This window comes from Klebsiella sp. R390 (genome assembly GCF_051131745.1).
Lineage (GTDB): Bacteria > Pseudomonadota > Gammaproteobacteria > Enterobacterales > Enterobacteriaceae > Klebsiella.
The window spans coordinates 4,817,863-4,837,735 of the sequence record NZ_CP180445.1; the positions used below are offsets into that span (position 1 = coordinate 4,817,863).

18 protein-coding genes and 2 pseudogenes are annotated in these 19,873 nt (G+C 56.3%); 4 read left to right on the forward strand and 16 right to left on the reverse strand.

Features of this window, described 5'->3' with window-relative positions; genetic code table 11:
• The first annotated feature begins 6 nt into the window (after positions 1-6).
• Positions 7-1,197 carry a methionine adenosyltransferase gene (gene metK, locus ACMYSP_RS22540; RefSeq protein WP_434584240.1) on the forward strand — a complete coding sequence of 397 codons (1,191 nt, stop codon included), beginning with the start codon at positions 7-9 and terminating at the stop codon, positions 1,195-1,197.
• Positions 1,198-1,209: 12 nt separating this feature from the next.
• Positions 1,210-1,476: pseudogene (locus ACMYSP_RS22545) on the forward strand (BMC domain-containing protein); the annotation flags it as partial.
• 521 nt (positions 1,477-1,997) lie between these two features.
• Here ACMYSP_RS22545 and ACMYSP_RS22550 read toward each other — a convergent pair.
• From ACMYSP_RS22550 to ACMYSP_RS22610, 13 genes are all read right to left on the reverse strand, one after another.
• A complete protein-coding gene (locus ACMYSP_RS22550) occupies positions 1,998-2,825 on the reverse strand; it encodes an MIP/aquaporin family protein (RefSeq protein WP_123754802.1) in 828 nt (275 codons plus the stop codon).
• A gap of 93 nt (positions 2,826-2,918) precedes the next feature.
• Positions 2,919-3,836 (reverse strand): glycyl-radical enzyme activating protein, encoded by a 918-nt coding sequence (locus ACMYSP_RS22555; RefSeq protein WP_434584241.1) that lies wholly within the window; start codon positions 3,834-3,836, stop codon positions 2,919-2,921.
• Positions 3,837-3,945: 109 nt separating this feature from the next.
• Positions 3,946-6,489 (reverse strand): glycyl radical diol dehydratase GrpM, encoded by a 2,544-nt coding sequence (gene grpM, locus ACMYSP_RS22560; RefSeq protein WP_434584243.1) that lies wholly within the window; start codon positions 6,487-6,489, stop codon positions 3,946-3,948.
• Positions 6,490-6,607: 118 nt separating this feature from the next.
• Complete coding sequence (locus ACMYSP_RS22565) at positions 6,608-6,907, reverse strand: hypothetical protein (RefSeq protein WP_434584245.1); 300 nt, start codon at positions 6,905-6,907, stop codon at positions 6,608-6,610.
• Positions 6,908-6,932: 25 nt separating this feature from the next.
• On the reverse strand, positions 6,933-8,441 hold the full coding sequence (locus ACMYSP_RS22570; protein ID WP_434584247.1) for an aldehyde dehydrogenase family protein: 1,509 nt from the start codon (positions 8,439-8,441) through the stop codon (positions 6,933-6,935).
• A 41-nt stretch (positions 8,442-8,482) separates the two neighbouring features.
• Positions 8,483-9,268, reverse strand: coding sequence for a propanediol utilization microcompartment protein PduB (gene pduB / locus ACMYSP_RS22575; RefSeq protein WP_434584249.1), 786 nt, complete (start codon positions 9,266-9,268; stop codon positions 8,483-8,485).
• A 21-nt stretch (positions 9,269-9,289) separates the two neighbouring features.
• Positions 9,290-9,571 (reverse strand): propanediol utilization system shell hexameric protein GrpH, encoded by a 282-nt coding sequence (gene grpH / locus ACMYSP_RS22580; RefSeq protein ID WP_123754796.1) that lies wholly within the window; start codon positions 9,569-9,571, stop codon positions 9,290-9,292.
• Between the two features lie 202 nt (positions 9,572-9,773).
• Positions 9,774-10,985 (reverse strand): propionate kinase, encoded by a 1,212-nt coding sequence (gene tdcD, locus ACMYSP_RS22585; RefSeq protein WP_434584251.1) that lies wholly within the window; start codon positions 10,983-10,985, stop codon positions 9,774-9,776.
• A gap of 28 nt (positions 10,986-11,013) precedes the next feature.
• The gene (locus ACMYSP_RS22590) at positions 11,014-11,523 is read right to left on the reverse strand and encodes a GlcG/HbpS family heme-binding protein (RefSeq protein WP_434584253.1); all 510 of its coding nucleotides are present in this window, start codon (positions 11,521-11,523) and stop codon (positions 11,014-11,016) included.
• 19 nt (positions 11,524-11,542) lie between these two features.
• Complete coding sequence (locus ACMYSP_RS22595) at positions 11,543-11,815, reverse strand: EutN/CcmL family microcompartment protein (RefSeq protein WP_123754793.1); 273 nt, start codon at positions 11,813-11,815, stop codon at positions 11,543-11,545.
• Positions 11,797-12,552, reverse strand: a complete 756-nt coding sequence (locus ACMYSP_RS22600) for a hypothetical protein (RefSeq protein ID WP_434584255.1) — start codon at positions 12,550-12,552, stop codon at positions 11,797-11,799. The genes ACMYSP_RS22595 and ACMYSP_RS22600 overlap by 19 nt, the downstream gene beginning before the upstream one ends.
• A 33-nt stretch (positions 12,553-12,585) precedes the next feature.
• Entirely contained in the window at positions 12,586-13,278 is a 693-nt protein-coding gene (gene pduL, locus ACMYSP_RS22605; RefSeq protein WP_434584257.1) for a phosphate propanoyltransferase, read from the reverse strand.
• 124 nt (positions 13,279-13,402) lie between these two features.
• A complete protein-coding gene (locus tag ACMYSP_RS22610; RefSeq protein ID WP_434584259.1) occupies positions 13,403-14,518 on the reverse strand; it encodes a 1-propanol dehydrogenase PduQ in 1,116 nt (371 codons plus the stop codon).
• Between the two features lie 466 nt (positions 14,519-14,984).
• Here ACMYSP_RS22610 and ACMYSP_RS22615 point away from each other — a divergent pair, with 466 nt between their 5' ends.
• Positions 14,985-15,617 (forward strand): LysE family translocator, encoded by a 633-nt coding sequence (locus tag ACMYSP_RS22615; protein WP_434584261.1) that lies wholly within the window; start codon positions 14,985-14,987, stop codon positions 15,615-15,617.
• A gap of 222 nt (positions 15,618-15,839) precedes the next feature.
• Here the strand turns inward: ACMYSP_RS22615 and ACMYSP_RS22620 are convergent, their stop codons facing one another.
• Both ACMYSP_RS22620 and ACMYSP_RS22625 read right to left on the reverse strand, forming a co-directional pair.
• Entirely contained in the window at positions 15,840-17,033 is a 1,194-nt protein-coding gene (locus ACMYSP_RS22620; RefSeq protein WP_434584263.1) for an MFS transporter, read from the reverse strand.
• Positions 17,034-17,176: 143 nt separating this feature from the next.
• Entirely contained in the window at positions 17,177-18,313 is a 1,137-nt protein-coding gene (locus ACMYSP_RS22625) for an alpha/beta hydrolase (RefSeq protein WP_434584265.1), read from the reverse strand.
• Positions 18,314-18,486: 173 nt separating this feature from the next.
• On the opposite strand from ACMYSP_RS22625, the gene ACMYSP_RS22630 reads away from it, so the two are divergent.
• Entirely contained in the window at positions 18,487-19,404 is a 918-nt protein-coding gene (locus ACMYSP_RS22630) for a LysR family transcriptional regulator (RefSeq protein ID WP_434587259.1), read from the forward strand.
• A 147-nt stretch (positions 19,405-19,551) separates the two neighbouring features.
• On the opposite strand, the pseudogene ACMYSP_RS22635 reads toward ACMYSP_RS22630, so the two are convergent.
• Positions 19,552-19,698 (reverse strand): annotated as a pseudogene (locus tag ACMYSP_RS22635) (transposase); the annotation flags it as partial.
• Between the last annotated feature and the right edge of the window lie 175 nt (positions 19,699-19,873).

A 19,873-nucleotide genomic window follows, 5' to 3' on the forward strand; every position in this document is an offset into this window, starting at 1 on the left:
CCTGCCGTGGACGACTACCTTTTTACTTCAGAATCGGTTGCCGAAGGGCACCCGGATAAGATGGCGGACCAGATCTCTGACGCCATTCTTGATGCCTGCTTACTCAACGACCCCTGGGCGAAAGTAGCCTGCGAATGCCTGGTGAAAACCGGGGCGGTGATTGTGGCCGGGGAAATATCGTCGCAGGCGAGGATCGATATCGAACAGATTGTCAGGGCAACCGTGAAATCGGTGGGCTATGACCACTCGCTGAAAGGCTTTGATGCCGCAACCTGTGCGGTTATCAGCATGCTTGGCCGGCAATCTGACGATATCGCCAGCGGCATACGCGCCGACGATCCGGCCTCGCTGGGGGCAGGGGACCAGGGGATGACTTTCGGCTATGCCTGCGATGAAACGCCGCAGCTGATGCCTGCACCCATCGTGTACGCGCACCGGTTGATGGCCCGCCAGGCGCAGCTACGTAAAACGGGCCAGCTGGATGGCCTGCTTCCGGATGCCAAAAGCCAGGTTACGTTGCACTACGGCGACGGGCGGATACGCCACGCGGACACCATCGTGGTCTCCACGCAGCATCGCGCCGATTTCTCGCTGGCTATGCTACGCGAAGCGGTGATGGAGGAGATCGTCAAACCGGTGATCCCGGCACGCTGGTTGACGCCCGTCACGCGGATACTGATTAACCCCGCCGGGTCGTTTATTCACGGCGGGCCCGCCGCGGACTGCGGCCTGACCGGGCGCAAAATCATTGTGGATACCTACGGCGGCGCAGCGCACCACGGCGGTGGCGCCTTTTCCGGTAAGGATCCATCGAAAGTCGATCGCTCGGCGGCCTATGCGGCGCGCTATGTGGCGAAAAATATCGTCGCCGCCGGGCTGGCCACGCGCTGTGAAGTCCAGCTAGCCTGGGCCATTGGCCTTTCCCGCCCCGTATCGGTGGCTATCAATACTTTTGGGACTTCCCGCCTGTCGGCGAACCGGCTGACGCAGTTGGTCAGCCACCATTTTGATCTTAGCGTCTACGGCATCATCCGCGAGCTGGATTTGCTGGCGCCTCGCTATCGTCAGACGGCCTGCTACGGCCATTTTGGCCGGGAAGTCTTCCCCTGGGAACGTACGGACCGCGCGCAACTGCTGCGTGATGATGCCGCCGGTCAACGGTGCACTCCCGTCAGTTCCCAATTGCATGAAAAATAACAGGAGAGAGTTATGTCCGGGCAGAGCTTAGGCTTAATTGAAACCGTTGGCTTAACGGTGGCGGTAGAGGCCGCCGATGCTGCAATAAAATCGGCGAATGTCGAACTGGTCGGATACGAGCTGACTAAGGGCGGCGGGCTGGTGACCGTCAAACTCATCGGTGAAGTTGGGGCCATGAATGCCGCCGTTTCTGCCGGAGTGGCTGCCGCCGGACGGGTAGGGCAGGTGTACGCCTGGAAAGTGATTGCCCGCACCGCCACCGGTATTGACCGTCTGATTGCCTCCGCACAAACCTGCGGTACGGTAGCCGAGCCCGTACAACCTGTTGCTCCCCCAGAACCCACCGCAGAGGTCATGCCTGCCGCGGTGGAACCGCAAGATGCGGCAATCCCGGTGGTTAATCTTGAGCCGGTCACCGAGGGCGCGTCCTGCCTTGATCTTGAGGAGCGCCTGAGCGAGGCTTCGGCGCCAGTGCCGGAGGAACGGGCACCGTCAGACGAGAAAAAAACGACGCGACCGCGTGGGAAAAGCACTCGTCGCTAGCCGTTACATTTTGCGTGAAGCTGCCAGGGGCTTTTGAACGACTGGCGTGCAGGATAACAATCCGTCATCTCTCAGCGATGGCGGATTTTTTTATGCATGATTTTAGACGCGGCGGTCAGGCAGGGACGTTCTGTTGAGGGTAATGCTGAGGGTCGGCTGAGGGGGTGTGGATGAAAGCGGGATGTCTCAGATCATTCTGGGGAACACTCCGCCAGGCGCTGGAGCCGCTGGCGGAGTGGGTGTGCGTGTCAGGTCAATTAAGGCGTTGGTTGATTTACCGTCGTATCGACGGCTTTTGCGGCAGGCAGATTGCGCACGATACCGTAGCGGTAAATCATTGCGCCGAGGATCCCACCAATGACTGGCGCGATTAACGGCACGAGGAAGTAGGGGATCTCCCGGCCGCCGGTCATCGCCATCGAGCCCCAGCCATTAAGCCAGGTAAACAGTTTGGGGCCGAAATCACGGGCCGGATTCATGGCAAATCCGGTGAGCGGCGCGGTCGCCGCCCCGATAACCGCCACCAGCAGGCCGATCAGCAGCGGCGCCAGCGGCCCTTTCGGCACGCCGTTACCGTCATCGGTCAGGGCCATAATCAGGCCAATCAGCATCGAGGTAATGACGATTTCCACCAGCCCCGCGAGCCACACGCTAATGCTTGCCGCCGGGTAGGTCGAAAAGATACTGGCCAGATACAGGCTTTCCTGGCTGCCGCGCACCATGTGATGCGCTTGCTCATAATCGGCGAACAGATTGTGGTACAGCACATAGGTCAGCGCGGCGCCGCAGAACGCACCGGCCATCTGCGCCAGAATATAGGGCAGCACTTTTTTGGCGTCAAAGCGGGCAAACATCCACAACGCAATGGTCACTGCCGGGTTAAGGTGCGCACCGGAAGTCCCGGCGGTCAGGTAGACCGCCAGCGCAATGCCCAGCCCCCACACCACGCAAATTTCCCAAAGGCCAAAGCTGGCGCCGGCCAGCTTTGCCGCAGACAACACGCTGGTGCCGAAAAATATAAACAGCCCGGTACCAAGAAATTCGGCAATGCACGGCCCGGTGACGGATTCTCGAGAGTGGCTCATAGTGTTTTCCTGTATTCAGCGAGGCGCTCAGCCCTCGCTTAACGATTGGGGTACAAGGGATAAGAGGTTAAAGTCATTTTTGTTGTGTCAGGCCTAACCGCCGATATGGCAATGAAATCCCAGTGATTCCACGACTTTTTTCAGCTCTGCCATTTTGTCTTCCGAGTGTAAACCTGCCTCGCCCATGGGATAGATGCGGCCCAGCAGGCTGTATTTATTTTCCCCAAAGGTGTGATACGGCAACAGGTGAACGGTATCCACACCAGACATCAGGCGGGCAAATTCCGCGATGTTGCGAATCTCCTCCGGGGTGTCGTTAACGCCGGGGATCACCGGGATACGCACAATGACGTGAGTGATAAAAGAGATGCGAATCAGGTTTTCAAGGATGATGCGGTTATCGACACCCGTATTGTGTTGATGAATGGCGGGATTGACGGCTTTAATATCCGTGAGCGCCAGATCGACCCACGGGAAGACATCCTCGATCACCGCTTTGCTGGTCATGCCGGTGGTCTCCATCGCCGTGTGCCAGCCTTTGGCTTTACAGGCTTTTAAGAGTTCACGAGCAAACACCGGCTGCGCCAGCGGTTCGCCACCTGACAGCGTGATACCGCCACCGGAACGGCGAAATAAGTTTTCTTCTTTCTGCAACTCGCGGACCACCTCACTGACGGTCATGCGTTTGCCTTTCATCTCCAGCGCCTGGGTTGGGCAGACGGCGGTACATTCGCCGCACTGGATACAGCGCTCGCGGTCGATAAAAAAAGGATTCTCCGGGGAAAGCGCGCGCTGCTTGCAGGCATCCACGCATTTTCCACAGCGGATACAATCGCTTTTTTTATAGATAAGCTCCGGCTGCGGGCGCTGCGATTCCGGGTTGCTGCACCACTTGCAGGCCAGCGGGCAGCCTTTAAAAAAGGGGATCGTGCGGATGCCGGGGCCATCATGCAGGGAGTAGCGTTGAATGTTGAATAACACGCCTTCGGTATCGTATTCGACTCTGTTCATAACATCACTCGTCAAAAAAGCGACCACCAGGCAACAGCAAGTCAGCCGCTAAAATCGGGTCTGATACAGGGCCACACGTCGCCGTATGGCCCTGGCAGGACAGGCAAAATCAGAATTGCTGTTCGGTACGGCTGATGATGTCATCCTGGACTTCTTTTGCCAGCACCACGAACTGCGCGCTATAGCCCGCGACGCGCACCACCAGATCCTGGTGCTGCTGCGGGTTTTTCTGCGCCTCCAGCAAGGTGTTGCGGTCAATAACGTTAAACTGGACGTGCATCCCTTTCTTATCGAAGTAGTTACGCACCAGCCCGCCGAAGTTGCGCAAACCTTTTTCTCCCGACAGCGAAGAAGGCAGGAATTTCTGGTTGTAGAGCGTGCCGTTCGACGCGATAAAGTGATCCAGTTTGGCTACCGAGTTGGCGGCAGCGGTTGGGCCGAGGGTGTCTTTCCCCTGGCGCGGCGATACGCCGTCTGCCAGCGGCTCTTTCGCCAGACGGCCGTCCGGCAGGGCGCTGACGTCCTTACCAAACAGCACGTTCGCCGACACCGGGTAGATACCGGCCTGGAAACGTCCGCCGCGTGGGTTGGTATATTTCTCCACTTCCTGGCAGTAGATCAGCGCGCAGTTGCGGGCGACCAGGTCCACGTCGTCGATGTCGTTACCAAAGCACGGCGTATTTTCCAGAATATGGCGAATCTCTTCATAACGCGGATTCCCAGCGGAGGGGGCCGGGCTGGTGCTGGCAAGCTGGCGATAGACCTCGTTTTTGATCGCCGCCGGATCCAGCGAACCGTGCTGGTCGATAATGCGTTTCACCACTTCGTAAACATCCTGCTCGCCCAGCGACGTTTTCGCCGCCGCGGAATGTGGAGTCCCGCCGACCGGGTAGCCAAAGTTGGCATCCAGCGCCCCCTTCAGTTCCTGAAGCGTCAGGCGACGATCTTCAAAGACCTGTTTCTGGATGGCGTAGACCGAGTCACCGGTATCGGCGATGCCGAAGGCCTGCGGACCGGTAAAGTTGTAGATCGCGCCGCCTTCCTGCAGGGATTTACCGCGCCCGATACAGTCATCCACCAGCGCCGACAGGAACGGCAGCGGACAACGTTCGCCGTGAGCGATATCGACGCTGTTGCACGCTTCAACCAGCTGGTGGACAAAGTGCGCCATCTGTTTTTTGAATGCGGCGTAGAAGTCGTCCATGCCGGTGTACTGGGTCATTTCGCCGGTCATTGGACCGAGCTGCTTGCTGCCAGAACGCCCGTTGTTTAGCGTGATTTCCAACACCTTCGCCACGTTGAAGAAGGCGGCGTCGTGCCAGCCTTCGGTACGATGCGGCGCCTGTGGTTCTACGCACCCGATGATGCAGTAGTCACGGGCATCGTGTAGAGAGACGCCACGGTTTTGCAGCGCCGGGATGATCACTTCGTCGTTGTACATGGCCGGGACACCCAGACCCAGGCGCACCAGTTCACAGGCCCGATAGAGAAACTCATCCGGCGTGCCCTGCCAGACGCGAATGGAGAAAGAGGGCTGCGGCAGGCGTACGTGGGCCGTGGCTTCCATACACATGTAGGTTAAGGGGTTAGTCGCATCACGACCGTCCTCGGTCTGACCGCCGACGCAGAGGTTCTGGAACACCGCGTAGCCGGCGAAGGCCTGGGCGGAAATCTCATCGCGGGTTTTGTTGATATCGTTCAGTTTGATCCAGCAGCAGTCCACCAGCTCCTGGGCAAATTCGTTGCTGATGGCGGTATCCGCCGCCAGATAGGGATACATGTACTGATCGAAACGACCGGGAGAGATCGAGTGGCCGCTGGACTCAATCTGCAGCATGCTCTGAATAAACCAGAACGTCTGGCAGGCTTCCCAGAAGGTGGTCGCGCCGTGTTCCGGCACGCGAGTACAGTTGTTGGCAATCTGTTCCAGCTCGCGCTGGCGGGTCGGATCGCGTTCTTCGCGGGCCAGACGGCTGGCTTCCTGAGCGTAACGATGAGCGAAATTGATCGCCGCCTGATAGCTCACAATCACGGCGTGGTAGAACTGCTCTTTCTTAATGTAATCCGGGCTGCTGCGATCGAGACGTTCCAGCGCGCGATTGACCTCATCAATGATCCCGCGGAAGCCGATTTTTAGCACTTTGCCATAGTCGACGCTGACGTGTCCGACGCCGCCAAAGAAATAGTTTCCCACCGTGAAAACACCGTTGCCCATGCTCTCTTTGGTCCCTTCGGACATATAAGACGCGGCGAGCGAACTGGTGGTTTTTCCCGGCCAGTATTTAAACGCCTGGTGTAGTTCATCGGCGGTTTTTTTCTCAATAATAAACGGGTCGGCAACCCGCTGCTCCATAGTGTTGAATTCTTTTTCGACCCAGTCATAAGAGAATTCAGGGCATATTTCCGTCGAGCGTGGATTAATGGTGACAGCGCCGACAATTAATTCATCAGGGCGAATAGTGACGGGCAACTCATTAAATATTTTCTCAACCACTTTGGCCCGGCGCATAATAGCAGGAAGCTGTTCATTTTCTTTATAAGCTTCGGTTGCCAGCACCGCACGTTCCGATTCGACATAAGGTTTCGCATGCAGAATCATATTTTTGAGTCTGACGACACGGTCGGTCGGATGAGTAAAACCTTTTTCTAACATACAATAACTCCCGAAATGATTTAAGCGTGGTTGATAACCACATCTGAATTTTGTTTACCTGACGGTGGTGCCGGGTACGTGAGTTAATCAATAATCTTGCTGCCGGTTAAATAAACGCTCAGAAAGGACTGTCATCATCCTCAATAATACGCAGGGCTTCATTCACCGCGGCGATTTCGCCGAATAGCGCCAGCGTCGTAATATGTTGCGGACAGCTGCCAAAGATCTCCGATACCGCCACATGTGCGCTTTTACTTGCCAGGTCGGCGTAATAATAGAGGTCCGGTACTGGCAACATCATCAACCCGATGGCGTCAATGCGCAGACCTTCCAGCCGGTTTCGCGCTTCTGAAGGCATACGCCTTTTGAGCATGGCGAGGGTTTCCGGCGTTGGCGCGTTGATAATGCGTTTTTTCATGATCGAGTCAGCCATCCTGCTTCAGTCAACGAATATTGAGCGCTTCAACCATCACACAGCGGCGGTGTCTGGCGTACGAGCGGGCCGAGGTCAGGCCTTCACCGGTCGGACCGGCGATGGTAAAGGTCGCGTGACCTTCGCCGCCGACGCCTAGCCCGGCGTAGGACGGGCCATTTTTGACAAAAATAGTGGTCTGGATCAGCCGCGCCATTTTGGTCAGTTTTTCGACGTTGGTGGAGTGCATCATGGCCGTGTGGCGGTGGCCATGCTCAACTTTTACCGCCAGATCGATGGCTTCATCGACGTTTTCAACCCGTACCACCGGCAACACCGGCATCATTAATTCATGCACGACGAAGGGGTGATCGCGCTCGGTTTCCATCAGGATGACTTTGATCTCCTCCGGAACGCTGATACCGATTTGCTGCAAAATGTAGCGCGCATCTTTGCCCACAAACGCGGTGCTCGGGCCGTTGCCTTTTTCATTCAGCACCAGCGCCTGTAATTGCTGAATATGCTGCTTGTCGCACAGCAGCCAGGCGCCGCTTTTTTTCATGCAATGAATGAGATAGTCCGCCACCTCATTGACGACAATGACCTCTTTTTCCGCCACGCAGGGGAGGTTGTTGTCGAAGCTACAGCCGTTGATGATGTCCCGGGCGGCTTTCTCGATATTGGCGGTTTCATCCACCACCACGGGGGGATTGCCCGCACCGGCGCCAATCGCTTTCTTGCCGGATGACATCACGGTTTTCACAATCCCCGGTCCGCCGGTAGCGACCAGCATGTTGATACGCGCGTCGCCGATTAAGGCATTGGTGTTGTCAATCGACGGGTTGGCGACCGTTACCACCAGATTGGCGGGCGCGCCGAGGCGGGCCAGTTGCTGATTAATTAACGTGACGCAGTGCAGCGACACCTGACGTGAACGCGGGTGTGGGCTAAACACCACGGCGTTGCCTGCCGCCAGCATCCCGATGGTGTTGTTGATGATGGTTTCAGTCGGATTGGTAGTCGGGGTGATTGAGCCAATCACCCCATAGGCGGAATATTCGGTTAATGTCAGACCGCCGTCGCCGCTGATCGCCGCGGTGGTGAGGTCTTCAATTCCCGGGGTTTTTTGCGCGGCAACGCGGTTTTTCACCAGTTTGTCGGCATAATTTCCCATTCCGGTTTCTGCAACCGCCATCGTGGAGAGGGTGTGCAGGACCTCTTCCTGCAGGAAAAACTGACGAATGCCATTAACAAAGCCGGCGCGATCCTGCATTGAGCAGTGGCGATACTGGATGTACGCCTGCTGCGCTGCTGCGATCGCGGCATCCATGGTGGCAAAAACACCGTCTCCGGAGGTACTGTCGACAGCGCTGGCAGCCTCGGTACGGCTGGCGAGCACGCTGGCGACAATCGCATCGATGTTGCGGCTTTCGAGCGGCGATGTGGCTGCCGTGGTGCATGGCTCTGGGGCCGGCGCGGTCGTTTTGGTGTATTTACTCAGCACACGGGAGACGGCCTGAGTAATATCAAGATCGTTCATGCTGTATCTTCCTTACTTCACTTCGCTCGTGACTGCCATCATCAAATATACGGCGTGGTGGTTGATGTGATGGGGGCCGGGTCGAGCGTGGCCAGCAGCTGTTTTCCGACGTCTCGGGCGGCAATGACCGCCTGGCGTACCGCGCCGGAATCACCGGCAAAGGTGAAGATCACTTCGTTACTGAAGCTGGTGCCGTGCGCCGGGCTGGCGTAGCCCACCGGCTCGATAACCGCGGCTTTAGCCGCCGCGTCGGCCACCACGATGCCAATCGCTGCCGGAGAGGCGCAGGTCAGCCCGAAGGATTTACCTATCGGGGCACCGAAAGCCTTGTTAAGGGCGCTGCTGGCGCGGGCGGTATACTGGAACTCCAGATGACCGGCCGGGGAGCCATAAACATCGCCCATGGTGCGCTGAATTTCGCCCAGGGCGACTTCCACCGCGCGACGAACATCGGAGACATCGGAGGCACCGAAAACGATCAGGCAACCATGTCCACCGCCACCCTCGGTATCGCGGGCCAGCTCAATAGACAGAATTTCACTGTTGGTGGCTTTAATTGCTTCATCCGCTGCAAAGATATGCGGGCCGGCCCCGGTACGGGCGCCAAGAATACCGATTGAGCGATATTTCTTGTCGATGTTCATAACTTCATGTAATTGATGATCGACATTGGCAATGACTAATCCAATGGTATGCCCGAGGGCGGTCCCGACAAATTCTGTTAAACCACAGCCAATAAAGCTGGCCGCCGTTTTGTTATTTGTTCGATCGTCAGTCTGCTGGTGCATTACTTCAGATATAATCTGCTCAACAAGATTATCTCTCATGGTCGGTATCCTCTGGCTTTATTAACTGATAGCTTTCGGCAGGATTTTTTCCACTTCGATATGCGGGCGTGGAATAACGTGTACGGAGACCAGTTCGCCCACTTTGGTGGCTGCCGCAGAGCCTGCGTCGGTGGCCGCTTTTACTGCACCAACGTCGCCGCGAACCATTACGGTCACCAGGCCGGAACCAATTTTTTCATAACCCACCAGGGTGACGTTGGCGGATTTCACCATGGTATCTGCAGCTTCAATTGCGGATACCAGACCTTTTGTTTCAACCATACCTAATGCTTCTTGTTGCATAACGACCTCAATATTTCCAGGTGAGAGTAAAAGCAAGTCATGAAATAACCGCAGGGGTTGAGTTCATCGACTTAATAAATTCATGCACTACGATGTTATTGCGCGATGGACAAAATGTTTTGCCCGTCAGAGAGACTTTCTTGTTTTCCCGTTTTCAGCTGGACAATAAAATCCTCCCCGAATGACAACGGTGGAAAAACGCTCAGGCGGCACCTTCCAGCTGCGGGGCAAGCGCTGCGGCATCTTGCGCAATCATCTGCTCTTCATTGGTGGGGATTACCGCGACAACCGGCGAACCCGGACGTGAAATGATCCCCTGGCGACCGCCCACCATTTGCGCATTGCTGGCCGGGTCGAGCTGCACGCCGAAGATTGCCAGCCGCCCGGCGGTCAGCTCGCGCACCAGCGCCGAGTTTTCCCCGATACCGCCGGTAAAGATCAGCGCGTCGAAGCGATGCAGAGAGGCCAGATGGGCGCCAAGATGGCGGGCGAGACGGTGAACCATGACGTCAATCGCGAGGGTTGCCCGGGGATCGCCGTGGCTGCGGGCCTCTTGTAACGTGCGGCAATCGCTGGAAAGACCCGACAGACCAAACAGCCCGGCTTCGTTATTGACCATGTTATAGAGCGACTCGATTGTCTGCCCGGTGCAGCGGGCGATATAGGCCGCTGCGCCTAAATCGAGGTCGCCACAGCGGGTGCCCATCACCAGGCCCTCGAGCGGCGTCATGCCCATCGAGGTATCCACGCTGTGGCCATTTTTCACCGCGCAGACCGACGAGCCGTTGCCGAGATGGGCGATCAGAATGCCGTGGTCGGCGGGATCAAGCCTCAGGCGCTCGACGGTTTCGGTGGCGATAAAGCGGTGAGACGTGCCATGAAAGCCGTAGCGTCTGACCTGCAGCTGCTGTAAATAGGTCAGCGGGATGGCGTAGGTGTAGGCTTCCGGCGGCAGCGTCTGATGAAAGGCGGTATCAAACACTGCAATCTGCGGCAGGTCGGGTAGCAGGGCCATCGCTGCCTCAATCCCCATCAGGTTGGCGGGATTGTGCAGCGGCGCCAGCGCCGATAGTTCCCGAATACGCTCGATGACCGCCGGCGTCACGCGCACCGAGTGCTTGAAATCACTCCCGCCGTGCGCCACCCGATGGCCGATGGCGCCCACATCCGGCAGCAACGCCAGCGCTTCAAGCCGGGTAAACAGCGCCTTCAGAGCGCAGGTATGGCTGGCACCCTGAAGCGCCTCGCTGGTTTTATTTCCCGCCGCATCTTTAAAGCTGATGCTGGCGTCCTGTAGCCCGAGTTTCTCCGCAATCCCGGAGAGCACCGGGGCTTGCTGGTTACGCGGAATAACGGAAAACTTAAGGGATGATGACCCACAGTTGATAACCAGAACCAGTGACGCTGACGACATAATAACCCCTGCATATGGCTGTTTTTGTTTAGAAAGATTCATTGAATGGTGTGAGTGAAAATCGCTCGCGGCTGAAACATTCCAGCGTCCGGGTGGCAATCGCCATATCTTCCTCGACGCTTCCACCGCTGATCCCGATAGCGCCGAGCAAGACCCCGGCTGACCAGCAGGGCAGCCCGCCGCCAACGCAGCAGAGACCTTGTGAATGCTGCAAGCCATACAGGCTGGCGCCGGGCTGGACTTCGCCCGCGAGCCGCTGCGTCGGCATCCTGAGGGCGACCGCGCTCCACGCCTTTTGCGTCGCCAGGGTATGGCTGATCAGCAGGGCGTTATCCTGACTGAAGAAGTAACGCTGTAGGCCGTGGGCATCTACCAGGCTGAAAACGATGGGCACGTGCAGCTCGTTGGCGGCGGCTTCGGCATAGTGGGCCAGAGTGGCCGCATCCGTCAGGCTCAGCGAGGCCGGAGGCGAGGTTAGCTGACGGGTAATCGCTTCATTGATACAGCGATCGAGCTCGGCATTCGGGGTGGGGCGCATGGTGTCTCCTCCGTGGCCCTTACAGGGCGTTCAGATCGAGCGAATCGACAATGCCGACCACGGCGGCATCAATGACGGAATGCTCTTTGCTGGTGGTCATCCGCGCGGAGCTGCCGGTGGTGACGATCACCGTTTCGCCATTCCCCGCGCCAACAAAGTCGACGGCGACCTGCGCCGTGCCGGTGGGCTGATAGTGTTCATCCAGACGGGCGACAATCAGCAATTTCGCGCCGTTGAGCGAGGCGTGTTTAGTGGTTGAAACCAGCGCCCCGGTTACTTTTGCCAGATACATATTTCCTCCTGCGGTTGCTGCGCAATGACAATACCCCGGTCGCGAATGGCATCGCGCGCGGCGGGAGTGATAAGCGTCCGCGGTCCGATGGACATCACCGCCCCTGTGGGGTGCTGGCGCACATCGCTGAGCGTGAGCAGCGCCTTACCTGCCGGCATTAGCGGGCTGGGCTCGCGCTTCGCCATGGGGCGGCCAATCACCGTGATGCCATACTCCCCGATTGTGGCGACGTAGCTAGCCAGCCGCGCCCGGAACGCTGGTGGGAGCAGGTTGTCGGGGTCGTCCCGGCACTCGGCATTGAGCGTGACGATTGTCGGGGTACTCCGGCTCAGGGCGTGAAAAGCCCAGCGGCACACCCGGTTATCGCGAATACCTAACGCGATTTTGCTCAGACTGTTGGTGGACAACGAGGGCAGATACAGGCCGGAGAACGCAGCTTCTGTTTGTCCGGGGTCCCGGTTGTCACACAGGGCGTCGACGCCACGACGCGCCAGCGCCGCCAGACAGGATGAGGGCAGCGACGCCTGCATGGCGCTGTGGGAGAAGGTCATGACCAGCAAATAGCCGCTGCGATCCAACGCCGCCAGGCAATCCAGCGTCGTCGGGAGCGCGGTGAGATCCTCCCCGCTGATGACCACCCGCATGACCTTGTTGTGGGCCTGTAGGCGTTGTCGGCGTTGCGCCAGCATGTCGGCAATAAGGCTGTCGAGGTGCTGCGAAAGCTGCAGTGCATCCATGGTGATTCTCCTCAGCAACCGGGCATGACGCTGTCAGCCATGATGGCGGTCCGTGACTGCGCGTGTGACGCAATCGCCGTTGCGCAGGCCGAAGCCGTTGGCCTCTTCAACATCAACATGCATTTCCAGTACCGCATCGGCGCTCACGCGGACTACCACGTGGCTGAGGATCCCGCCGCGATGCCCGTCGATGTGCACGTCAATCTCCATGCCGTCGCGCAGGGCGTGCTGCTCGGCCTCGGCAGGTGAAATATGAATATGTCGCCAGGCGACAATGGCGCCGTCGCTTTTGCTGACCCGTCCACGCGGGCCGATAATCTCGATCCCCGGCGAGTCCTGCAGATCGCCAGACATTCTGACCGGCGCCTTGACGCCGAGGGCGAAGCCGTCGGAGACGGAGATTTCAATCTGGGTGGCGCTGCGCAGTGGGCCCAGGACCCGCACTTTCGTGAGTTCTCCTTTTGGCCCGCGCAGCGTCACCGTCTCTTCGGCGGCATACTGGCCCGGCTGTTTAACCGCTTTCATGCGGGTGAGGGTGGAACCATAGCCAAACAGGACGTCCATATCTTCGCGGCTCAGATGGACGTGGCGGTTCGAGATGCCAACGGGGATGCTCAACGTCGGCGCGGTACGGTATTCAGCGCGTAGTGCGACCGGGCCGCGGGTCTTAAGTTCCTGAAGGATTTCACGGGCGATCCATTCGGCTTGCTGCTGGGTGTCATTCATAGCGTCAACAACCTGAAAGTGATGAAAAGAGCGGTACCAGCATATTCAGTCCCGCGCTGGCCTTTTTGCGGTTACGCAGGACTTTTTTGACGGTCCGCCGCCGGCAGGACAATCTTGTCCAGATTCAGCCGGCGATGGCGCTCAGCAGACCGTCGACATCCGCGGAGCTGGGGCGACAGGGATTGGTGAGCGTGCAGCCATCCGCTAAGGTGGCGGCGATCAGCGCCTGGCGCAGGGATCCAACGTCCGCCGGCGCTTTGCCCAGCGCCTGCAGCGTGGAGGGAATGCCAAACCGCTGATTCATCTCGCGGATGCTGGCTGTCAGCGCCCTCAGGGTGTGGTCTGGCGTTTCGCCGCGGATACCCATGATGGCGGCGCATTTCAGGTATCTCATCCGCGCACGCGGGGCGTGCCGGGCATTGTGTTCAATAATGAGGGGCAGCAGCATGGCGTTAATTTTGCCGTGCGCAATATGCAACATCCCGCCGATGGCGTGCGCCATACCGTGCACTAACCCTAGTCCTGCCGAGTTAAATGCCATGCCGGCCATGCAGGAGGCGTTGTGCATATGGCCCCGCGCCGCAATATTGTGCTCATCGTCAAACACTTCGGGTAGGTGTTGCCAGACCAGCGCAATGGCTTTCTCCGCGAGCGCGTCGCTAAAGTCATTTGCCCCGGTGGACACCAGCGCCTCAATGGCGTGGGTCAGTACGTCCATGCCGGTATCCACCGCGACCTGGCGAGGAACGGACAGCACCAGGTTAGGGTCGAGGATCGCGCAGTCCGGAACCAGGGCTTCGGCAATCAGAGGATATTTACGACCGTTTTGCGGGTCGGAGATAATCGCGTAGGCGGTCACTTCAGACCCGGAACCGCTGGTGGTTGGAATAGCGATAAGCTCGATGGCGTGGCCGGGTAGGTACTCCTCCAGCGTCACCTTAATCCCTTTGGCGGCATCCAGAGAAGAGCCTCCGCCGAGGGCGATGATGACGTCCGGCTTAAAGCTTTTAAACTGGGTGGCGCCAGCCTGCAGAATTTCCACGCTGGGGTCGGGTTTGACGTCGCTGAAAATAGAGACACTGGCCTGCGGCATTTCATTAATCAGGTAGCGCGTTTTACCGGATGTCACCATAAAATTGTCGGTCACAATGGCCACATTTTTATGGTTCAGGCGCTGCAATGTGTGAATTGCGTCGTCACCAAAATAGATGTCAGGAAGAGAAAAGAAATAGCTCGCCATCTTTCGATTACCTTATCCCTTAAGTGGATTTCGGGGTTAAAGAGAGAGCATTAGTGTGTCATGGCGGGTGGGTGACAACGCTGGCTATGCTTGTGCACTGGCAGGATTAAGTTGCGGTGGTGAGGGGCGATGGACAAAATAGTGCAGTGGGCGTGCGAGGGAAACACGCTGGATAACTCATCTTTGATAGTGCAGAAATATTGCCAGAGCCGTTAGCAAAGAGAACGGTATTGTATTTGATCTCGTTACATAATTTATCATTTCCGGTCTCTTTAGAGACCTGATAAATGAATCATCCACTATCACTCCGTCATTAAATCAATAGGGAAAAATATCACGTCACCTGTTTCGACGTTCTGTGGTATTTTGGTATTTCGCTCTATAAAACTAGCTTAATAGTACAAACGTTAACGCAGAACCATTTTGCTGTCGTGCAACAGCCCCCTCTTTGGGACAAGGAGTCCATATGATAAACACACTGATTTTCTACGCTGTTTCTTCTCTGGCCGTCACCATTATTCCGGGGCCTACCATGCTGCTGGCGCTTTCAAACGGTACAACCAGGAGGGCAAAAGTGATTAGCATGGGAATACTGGGGGCTGCATGTTCAGATATCATACTGATCGGTGCTGTCGCGCTTGGCCTCGGGGCCGTCATGGTGGCATCGGAAACACTTTTCAGCGTGGTCAAATGGGTGGGGGTGATTTATCTCCTGTGGCTGGCCGTGTCTCTTTTCCGGGCAAAGGTTTCATCCCGACTCTCTACGGAAGTAAACGCTGCTTATCCTCATGTCACGCGCGGTAACTCAGCGTTTCTCCGGAGCCTGTTTGCCGCGCTGTCTAACCCCAAGGGACTGTTATTTTTTGGCGCGTTTCTGCCGCAATTTCTGGACACGACACAACCGGCTATACCCCAGTATGTCTCTTTTGCATTACTGACCGTTATGATTGATGTCGTTATTATGGCGTGCTACGCCATGGCTGGCTATTACGCCGCACGTTACCTGTCAGTCCGCTATCTGACATGGATGAATCGTATAAGTGCGGCAACGCTGGCCTGTATGGCTACCGGGCTTGCACTGTACCGGCGGCAGGCCTGAAAACGGTCGGCGCTTAAAGCCACCGGGAAAGGGCTTCGGTTTGCATCCTAAGTACGGATGCGCATTGCACACAGTATTGCTTCGGTCAGGCACCGTATTGCGTAAGAGGAGGGGAAGTCATCACCGTCCTCCTCTAAAAAATACAAATATCCGCTATGGGCGAACATTCAGATCTCTGCTGTATGTCATGACAAAGAGAGCGCCAGAAATAAAGGGATCGTGCTAGTGTGCTTTACTGTTTTGATGCGATGTAACAAATGTCACCGCTGCAGCCGCCAGCAGTAACAAACCACTCAAACCAAAGGCACTTCGCCATCCCAGGCTGTCGAATACCATGCCTCCTGCCGTTGAACCAATAGCAATCGAGAGCTGGATCACCGCAACCATGAGACCTCCACCTGCCTCAGCGTCAGCGGGTAGCGCTCGTGCTACCCATATCCACCATCCCGTAGGCGCAGCCGTGGCCAGTAACCCCCACAGGCTTAGCAAAACGGCAACCACCCAGGTGCTGTGTCCGAGCAGCAGTAACGTACCGGCTACCGCTGCCATAAGTAAGGGGATCATTATTAAGGTTTGATAAAACCTGGCGTTCAAGAATGTCGATACGACTAATGTGCCAACAAAACCTGCTATGCCTAACGCAAGCAAAATCAGAGAGAGACCAAAAGGACCCACTTTGGGTACAGTCTCCAGGAAGGGGCGTACGTAGGTAAACAAGGCAAACTGCCCCATAAAGAAGAGTCCACACGCCAGCAGTCCCATAGGTACGATGGAGACGCTAAACAGGGGAAGCACAGACCCCTGAGGCTTTTGCGGCTTATTGTTTTCCATTGAAGGCAGGCTGATGCATTGCCAGATGAACGCGACTATCGCAAGGGGAACGAGACAGTAAAAAGCGCCACGCCAACCGACGGTCTCCCCCAGATAGCTACCCAGCGGTGCAGCTATTACGGTCGCCAGCGCGTTCCCACCGTTAAAAATCGCCAGTGCGCGGGGAACCTGGTGTTGTGGCACGAGCCGAATGGCGGTTGCAGCCGACATTGACCAGAACCCCCCGATGGCGATACCAATCATAACCCTTCCTAGCATATACACCGGATAGTTGGGCGCCATGGCGATAACGATTCCCGATATAGCGATTAAGACTGTCAGCCCCAGCAGTATATATTTTCGGTTCAGATCGCCAGCAATATGGGTGATGGTCAGGCTGGTCAGTACCGCCAGCGCACCAGATATAGCAATTCCCTGGCCTGCCAGCCCTTCAGTAATCTGCAGATCGCTGGCAATAAGCGTAAGCAGGCTGACCGGCATAAACTCGGAAGCGATTAGCACAAACACGCAGAGTGCCATGGCAAACACGGCTCCCCAGTGTGCATTTGTTTTGTTGGGTGATGTTTTAGGACTTACTGTGAACATTATCAGCTTCTCTTCATATCGCGCCGGCGAGATTTAGCCGCAGTCGGGACAGACGCTATTCAGGGAATAACGACAAAAACGTGGGTGAGAATGATGTGCAGACGATGAAAAGCCGCCTGCAAATATCAGGCGACTTCAGGTCGTTATCTTAAGTTGGCTTTGAAAAACTGCTCAAATTTAGTAAATGGGATCTTGCCAGCATCGTTGTCGTACAGATCAACGTGGTTTGCCCCCGGAACAATTACAAGCTCTTTCTCCTTGCTGCCGATTGCCTTAAAGGCATCTTCAGCAAAATAGCGTGAATGGGCTTTTTCGCCGGTCACAATAAGCGTAGGGATAGTGACTTCATTGGCGTAACTCAGTAGCGGCATATTCATAAATGACAGCGGCATGGTTGCATTCCAGGCACCGGTTGAGTTGACCGAACGCGCATGGAAACCACGCGGCATATGGTAATAATCAAAGAACTCTTTCAATACCGGATTAGGATTCGCGGGCAGCGTTTCTGGCAGAATACGATCGGAAGCGGTGACGTTGCCCTTCGCATCAACATAAATGTCATGCCCGCCTGGCGCGAAAGCGCCATTTTCAGCATCCTTCCAACGCTGTGCGTTCAGATACTGTAATACGGCGCGACGATCCGCTGTGGTGTAACGGTCTTTGCCATCGCCCACGCCATGACCTATCGCACGGCTCATGTCATACATCACGCTGGTCGCCACCGCCTTGACGCGCGTATCCATCGAGGCGTCGTTTAAGGCCATACCGCCCCATCCGCAGATACCGAGCAGCCCGATACGGTTGCGATCCACCTCTTTTTGCAGGCCTAAGAAGTCAACCGCCGCGCTGAAATCCTCGGTATTGATATCCGGAGAGGCGACATTACGCGGAGAGCCACCACTTTCTCCCGTGTATGAAGGGTCGAAAGCCAGAGCGACAAATCCCTGTTCAGCCAGCGTCTGCGCATACAGGCCGCTGGATTGCTCTTTCACCGCCCCGAAGGGGCCGCTAACAGCAATAGCCGCCAGCTTGCGATCACCACGATCCTTCGGGACGTAGAGATCCCCGACTAAGGTGATCCCGTAGCGGTTCGGAAAGGTCACCTTCCGGTGATCAACTTTCGCGCTCTGAGCAAAAGTTTTATCCCATTTCTCGACCAGCGAAACGGGCGCGTTCGGATTGGTTGTATCAGCGTAACTCATATTTGTGATTCCACTTAATGATGCGCATAACAGCATGGCGGGTATCGCGGCTGTCAATTTTTGGGTGAAAGCAGTCATCAAAATCCCCTTCCTAAAACGTGCCAGATACAGGTTTCATACGGACAACGCTGCTGTGCTTTGTTGCAATGCGCTCATTATAGTTAGCAGAAATAGTGCTGATTAGTGGGGTGAAAATGCTAGGATTAATATCATAATGTTCTAAATGGTGATGCAGTGTCGGGAGCGGGATGATGGCGAAACGGGAAAACTATAACGATCTCTATCTGTTTATGCAGGTCGTGCGAGAAGGGAGTTTTACCGCCGCCGCGCAGAGGCTTGGCCTGGCGCAGTCAGGAATTAGCCGCGCAGTGCGCGAGCTGGAAGAACGATTGGGCGTTCAGCTTCTGGTGCGCACCACGCGCAGACTATCTCTCACCCATGCCGGTGAGCAGCTCTATCGGACCCTTGAGTCAGGATTCGATGCTTTAGATATGGGACTCGCCACGATGGCCCATTATCGCCAGTCCCCATCGGGCACGGTACGCATCAATGCGAGTCAACACGCTATTGATAAGCTGCTCCTGCCGAAGCTTGCGGTGTTTAAGCAGCGCTACCCTGACATCCGGTTGGAGCTCATCAGCGAAAGCCGGTTTGTCGATATCATTGCCGAGAGATTTGATGCCGGTGTGCGTCTGGGGCCAGAAGTAGGCAGTGGCATGATTGCTGTTCGTATTTCCCCCGACATGGAGATGGCTATCGTCGGTGCGCCAGATCACTTTCGCCGCTATGGATTTCCGCAAGTCCCCGCAGATTTAGCGGTTCATCCTTGCATTGCTTATCAGTTTGGCGACGGAACCCAGTACGCATGGGAACTTCACCAGGATGGTAAAAAAATCACCCACCGGCCGCAGGGGCAGTGGGCTTTCGCCGACAGCTATATGGAAGCCAAAGCGGCAAGATTGGGCCTGGGGCTGGCTTATGTTCCGCAAGAGTTGGTGTCCGATGATTTAGAACAGGGTTCACTCATCAGAGTTTTACAACGCTACAGCCACCGCCTGGAAGGCTCATTTCTCTATTATCCGCACCGCAATGTGTCACCCGCGTTGCGAGCGGTTATCGATACATTGAGAATTTGGAATGAAGATGGGGTTGTACACAGACCTGGGTAACAGGTCCGCTTCTGACACGGAGCGGACAGAAAGCCAGGTTATGAGGTCAGCTTTGAGCGAGGAGCGGACATTCCATGTCCATTACGCAGCAGGTTGAGTGTAAAGTTATATTTTTTAATATTACGCAGGATTTATAGATGGTTATCGAATTTCCTTGCCGCCAAACTTCTTGCGCCAGGTGTAAAAGGTAACGCCTGAAATAGCATGCTTACGGCAGAGTTCCCGGGCTGAAACTCCGGCTTCGGCCTCGCGGAGAATACTGATGATCTGTTCGTCGGAAAATCTCTTCTTCATGGGGATGTCCTCATGTGACTGATGAAGACATTACTAACATCGCGGTGTATTAATCAACGGGGAGCTGGTCAACGCATCTGAGATTCAGTCGGCAAGAGGCAGAAAAATTTCTGGAGGTGGGCGCCCATCTTTGGGCGCTCCTTGGTTAGCTATGGGAATTAGCCGAAGCACTTTC

Excerpts from the sequence above, each read along its gene's own strand:
- grpH (WP_123754796.1), bottom strand. The coding sequence starts at position 9,571 with ATGCAACAAGAAGCATTAGGTATGGTTGAAACAAAAGGTCTGGTATCC.
- ACMYSP_RS22600 (WP_434584255.1), bottom strand. The coding sequence starts at position 12,552 with ATGGATGCACTGCAGCTTTCGCAGCACCTCGACAGCCTTATTGCCGAC.
- ACMYSP_RS22550 (WP_123754802.1), bottom strand. The coding sequence starts at position 2,825 with ATGAGCCACTCTCGAGAATCCGTCACCGGGCCGTGCATTGCCGAATTT.
- ACMYSP_RS22620 (WP_434584263.1), bottom strand. The coding sequence starts at position 17,033 with ATGTTCACAGTAAGTCCTAAAACATCACCCAACAAAACAAATGCACAC.
- ACMYSP_RS22615 (WP_434584261.1), top strand. The coding sequence starts at position 14,985 with ATGATAAACACACTGATTTTCTACGCTGTTTCTTCTCTGGCCGTCACC.
- ACMYSP_RS22595 (WP_123754793.1), bottom strand. The coding sequence starts at position 11,815 with ATGTATCTGGCAAAAGTAACCGGGGCGCTGGTTTCAACCACTAAACAC.
- ACMYSP_RS22570 (WP_434584247.1), bottom strand. The coding sequence starts at position 8,441 with ATGAACGATCTTGATATTACTCAGGCCGTCTCCCGTGTGCTGAGTAAA.
- ACMYSP_RS22610 (WP_434584259.1), bottom strand. The coding sequence starts at position 14,518 with ATGGCGAGCTATTTCTTTTCTCTTCCTGACATCTATTTTGGTGACGAC.
- tdcD (WP_434584251.1), bottom strand. The coding sequence starts at position 10,985 with ATGTCGTCAGCGTCACTGGTTCTGGTTATCAACTGTGGGTCATCATCC.
- grpM (WP_434584243.1), bottom strand. The coding sequence starts at position 6,489 with ATGTTAGAAAAAGGTTTTACTCATCCGACCGACCGTGTCGTCAGACTC.
- ACMYSP_RS22555 (WP_434584241.1), bottom strand. The coding sequence starts at position 3,836 with ATGAACAGAGTCGAATACGATACCGAAGGCGTGTTATTCAACATTCAA.
- ACMYSP_RS22565 (WP_434584245.1), bottom strand. The coding sequence starts at position 6,907 with ATGAAAAAACGCATTATCAACGCGCCAACGCCGGAAACCCTCGCCATG.
- ACMYSP_RS22625 (WP_434584265.1), bottom strand. The coding sequence starts at position 18,313 with ATGACTGCTTTCACCCAAAAATTGACAGCCGCGATACCCGCCATGCTG.
- pduL (WP_434584257.1), bottom strand. The coding sequence starts at position 13,278 with ATGAATGACACCCAGCAGCAAGCCGAATGGATCGCCCGTGAAATCCTT.
- ACMYSP_RS22590 (WP_434584253.1), bottom strand. The coding sequence starts at position 11,523 with ATGCGCCCCACCCCGAATGCCGAGCTCGATCGCTGTATCAATGAAGCG.
- ACMYSP_RS22630 (WP_434587259.1), top strand. The coding sequence starts at position 18,487 with ATGGCGAAACGGGAAAACTATAACGATCTCTATCTGTTTATGCAGGTC.
- pduB (WP_434584249.1), bottom strand. The coding sequence starts at position 9,268 with ATGAGAGATAATCTTGTTGAGCAGATTATATCTGAAGTAATGCACCAG.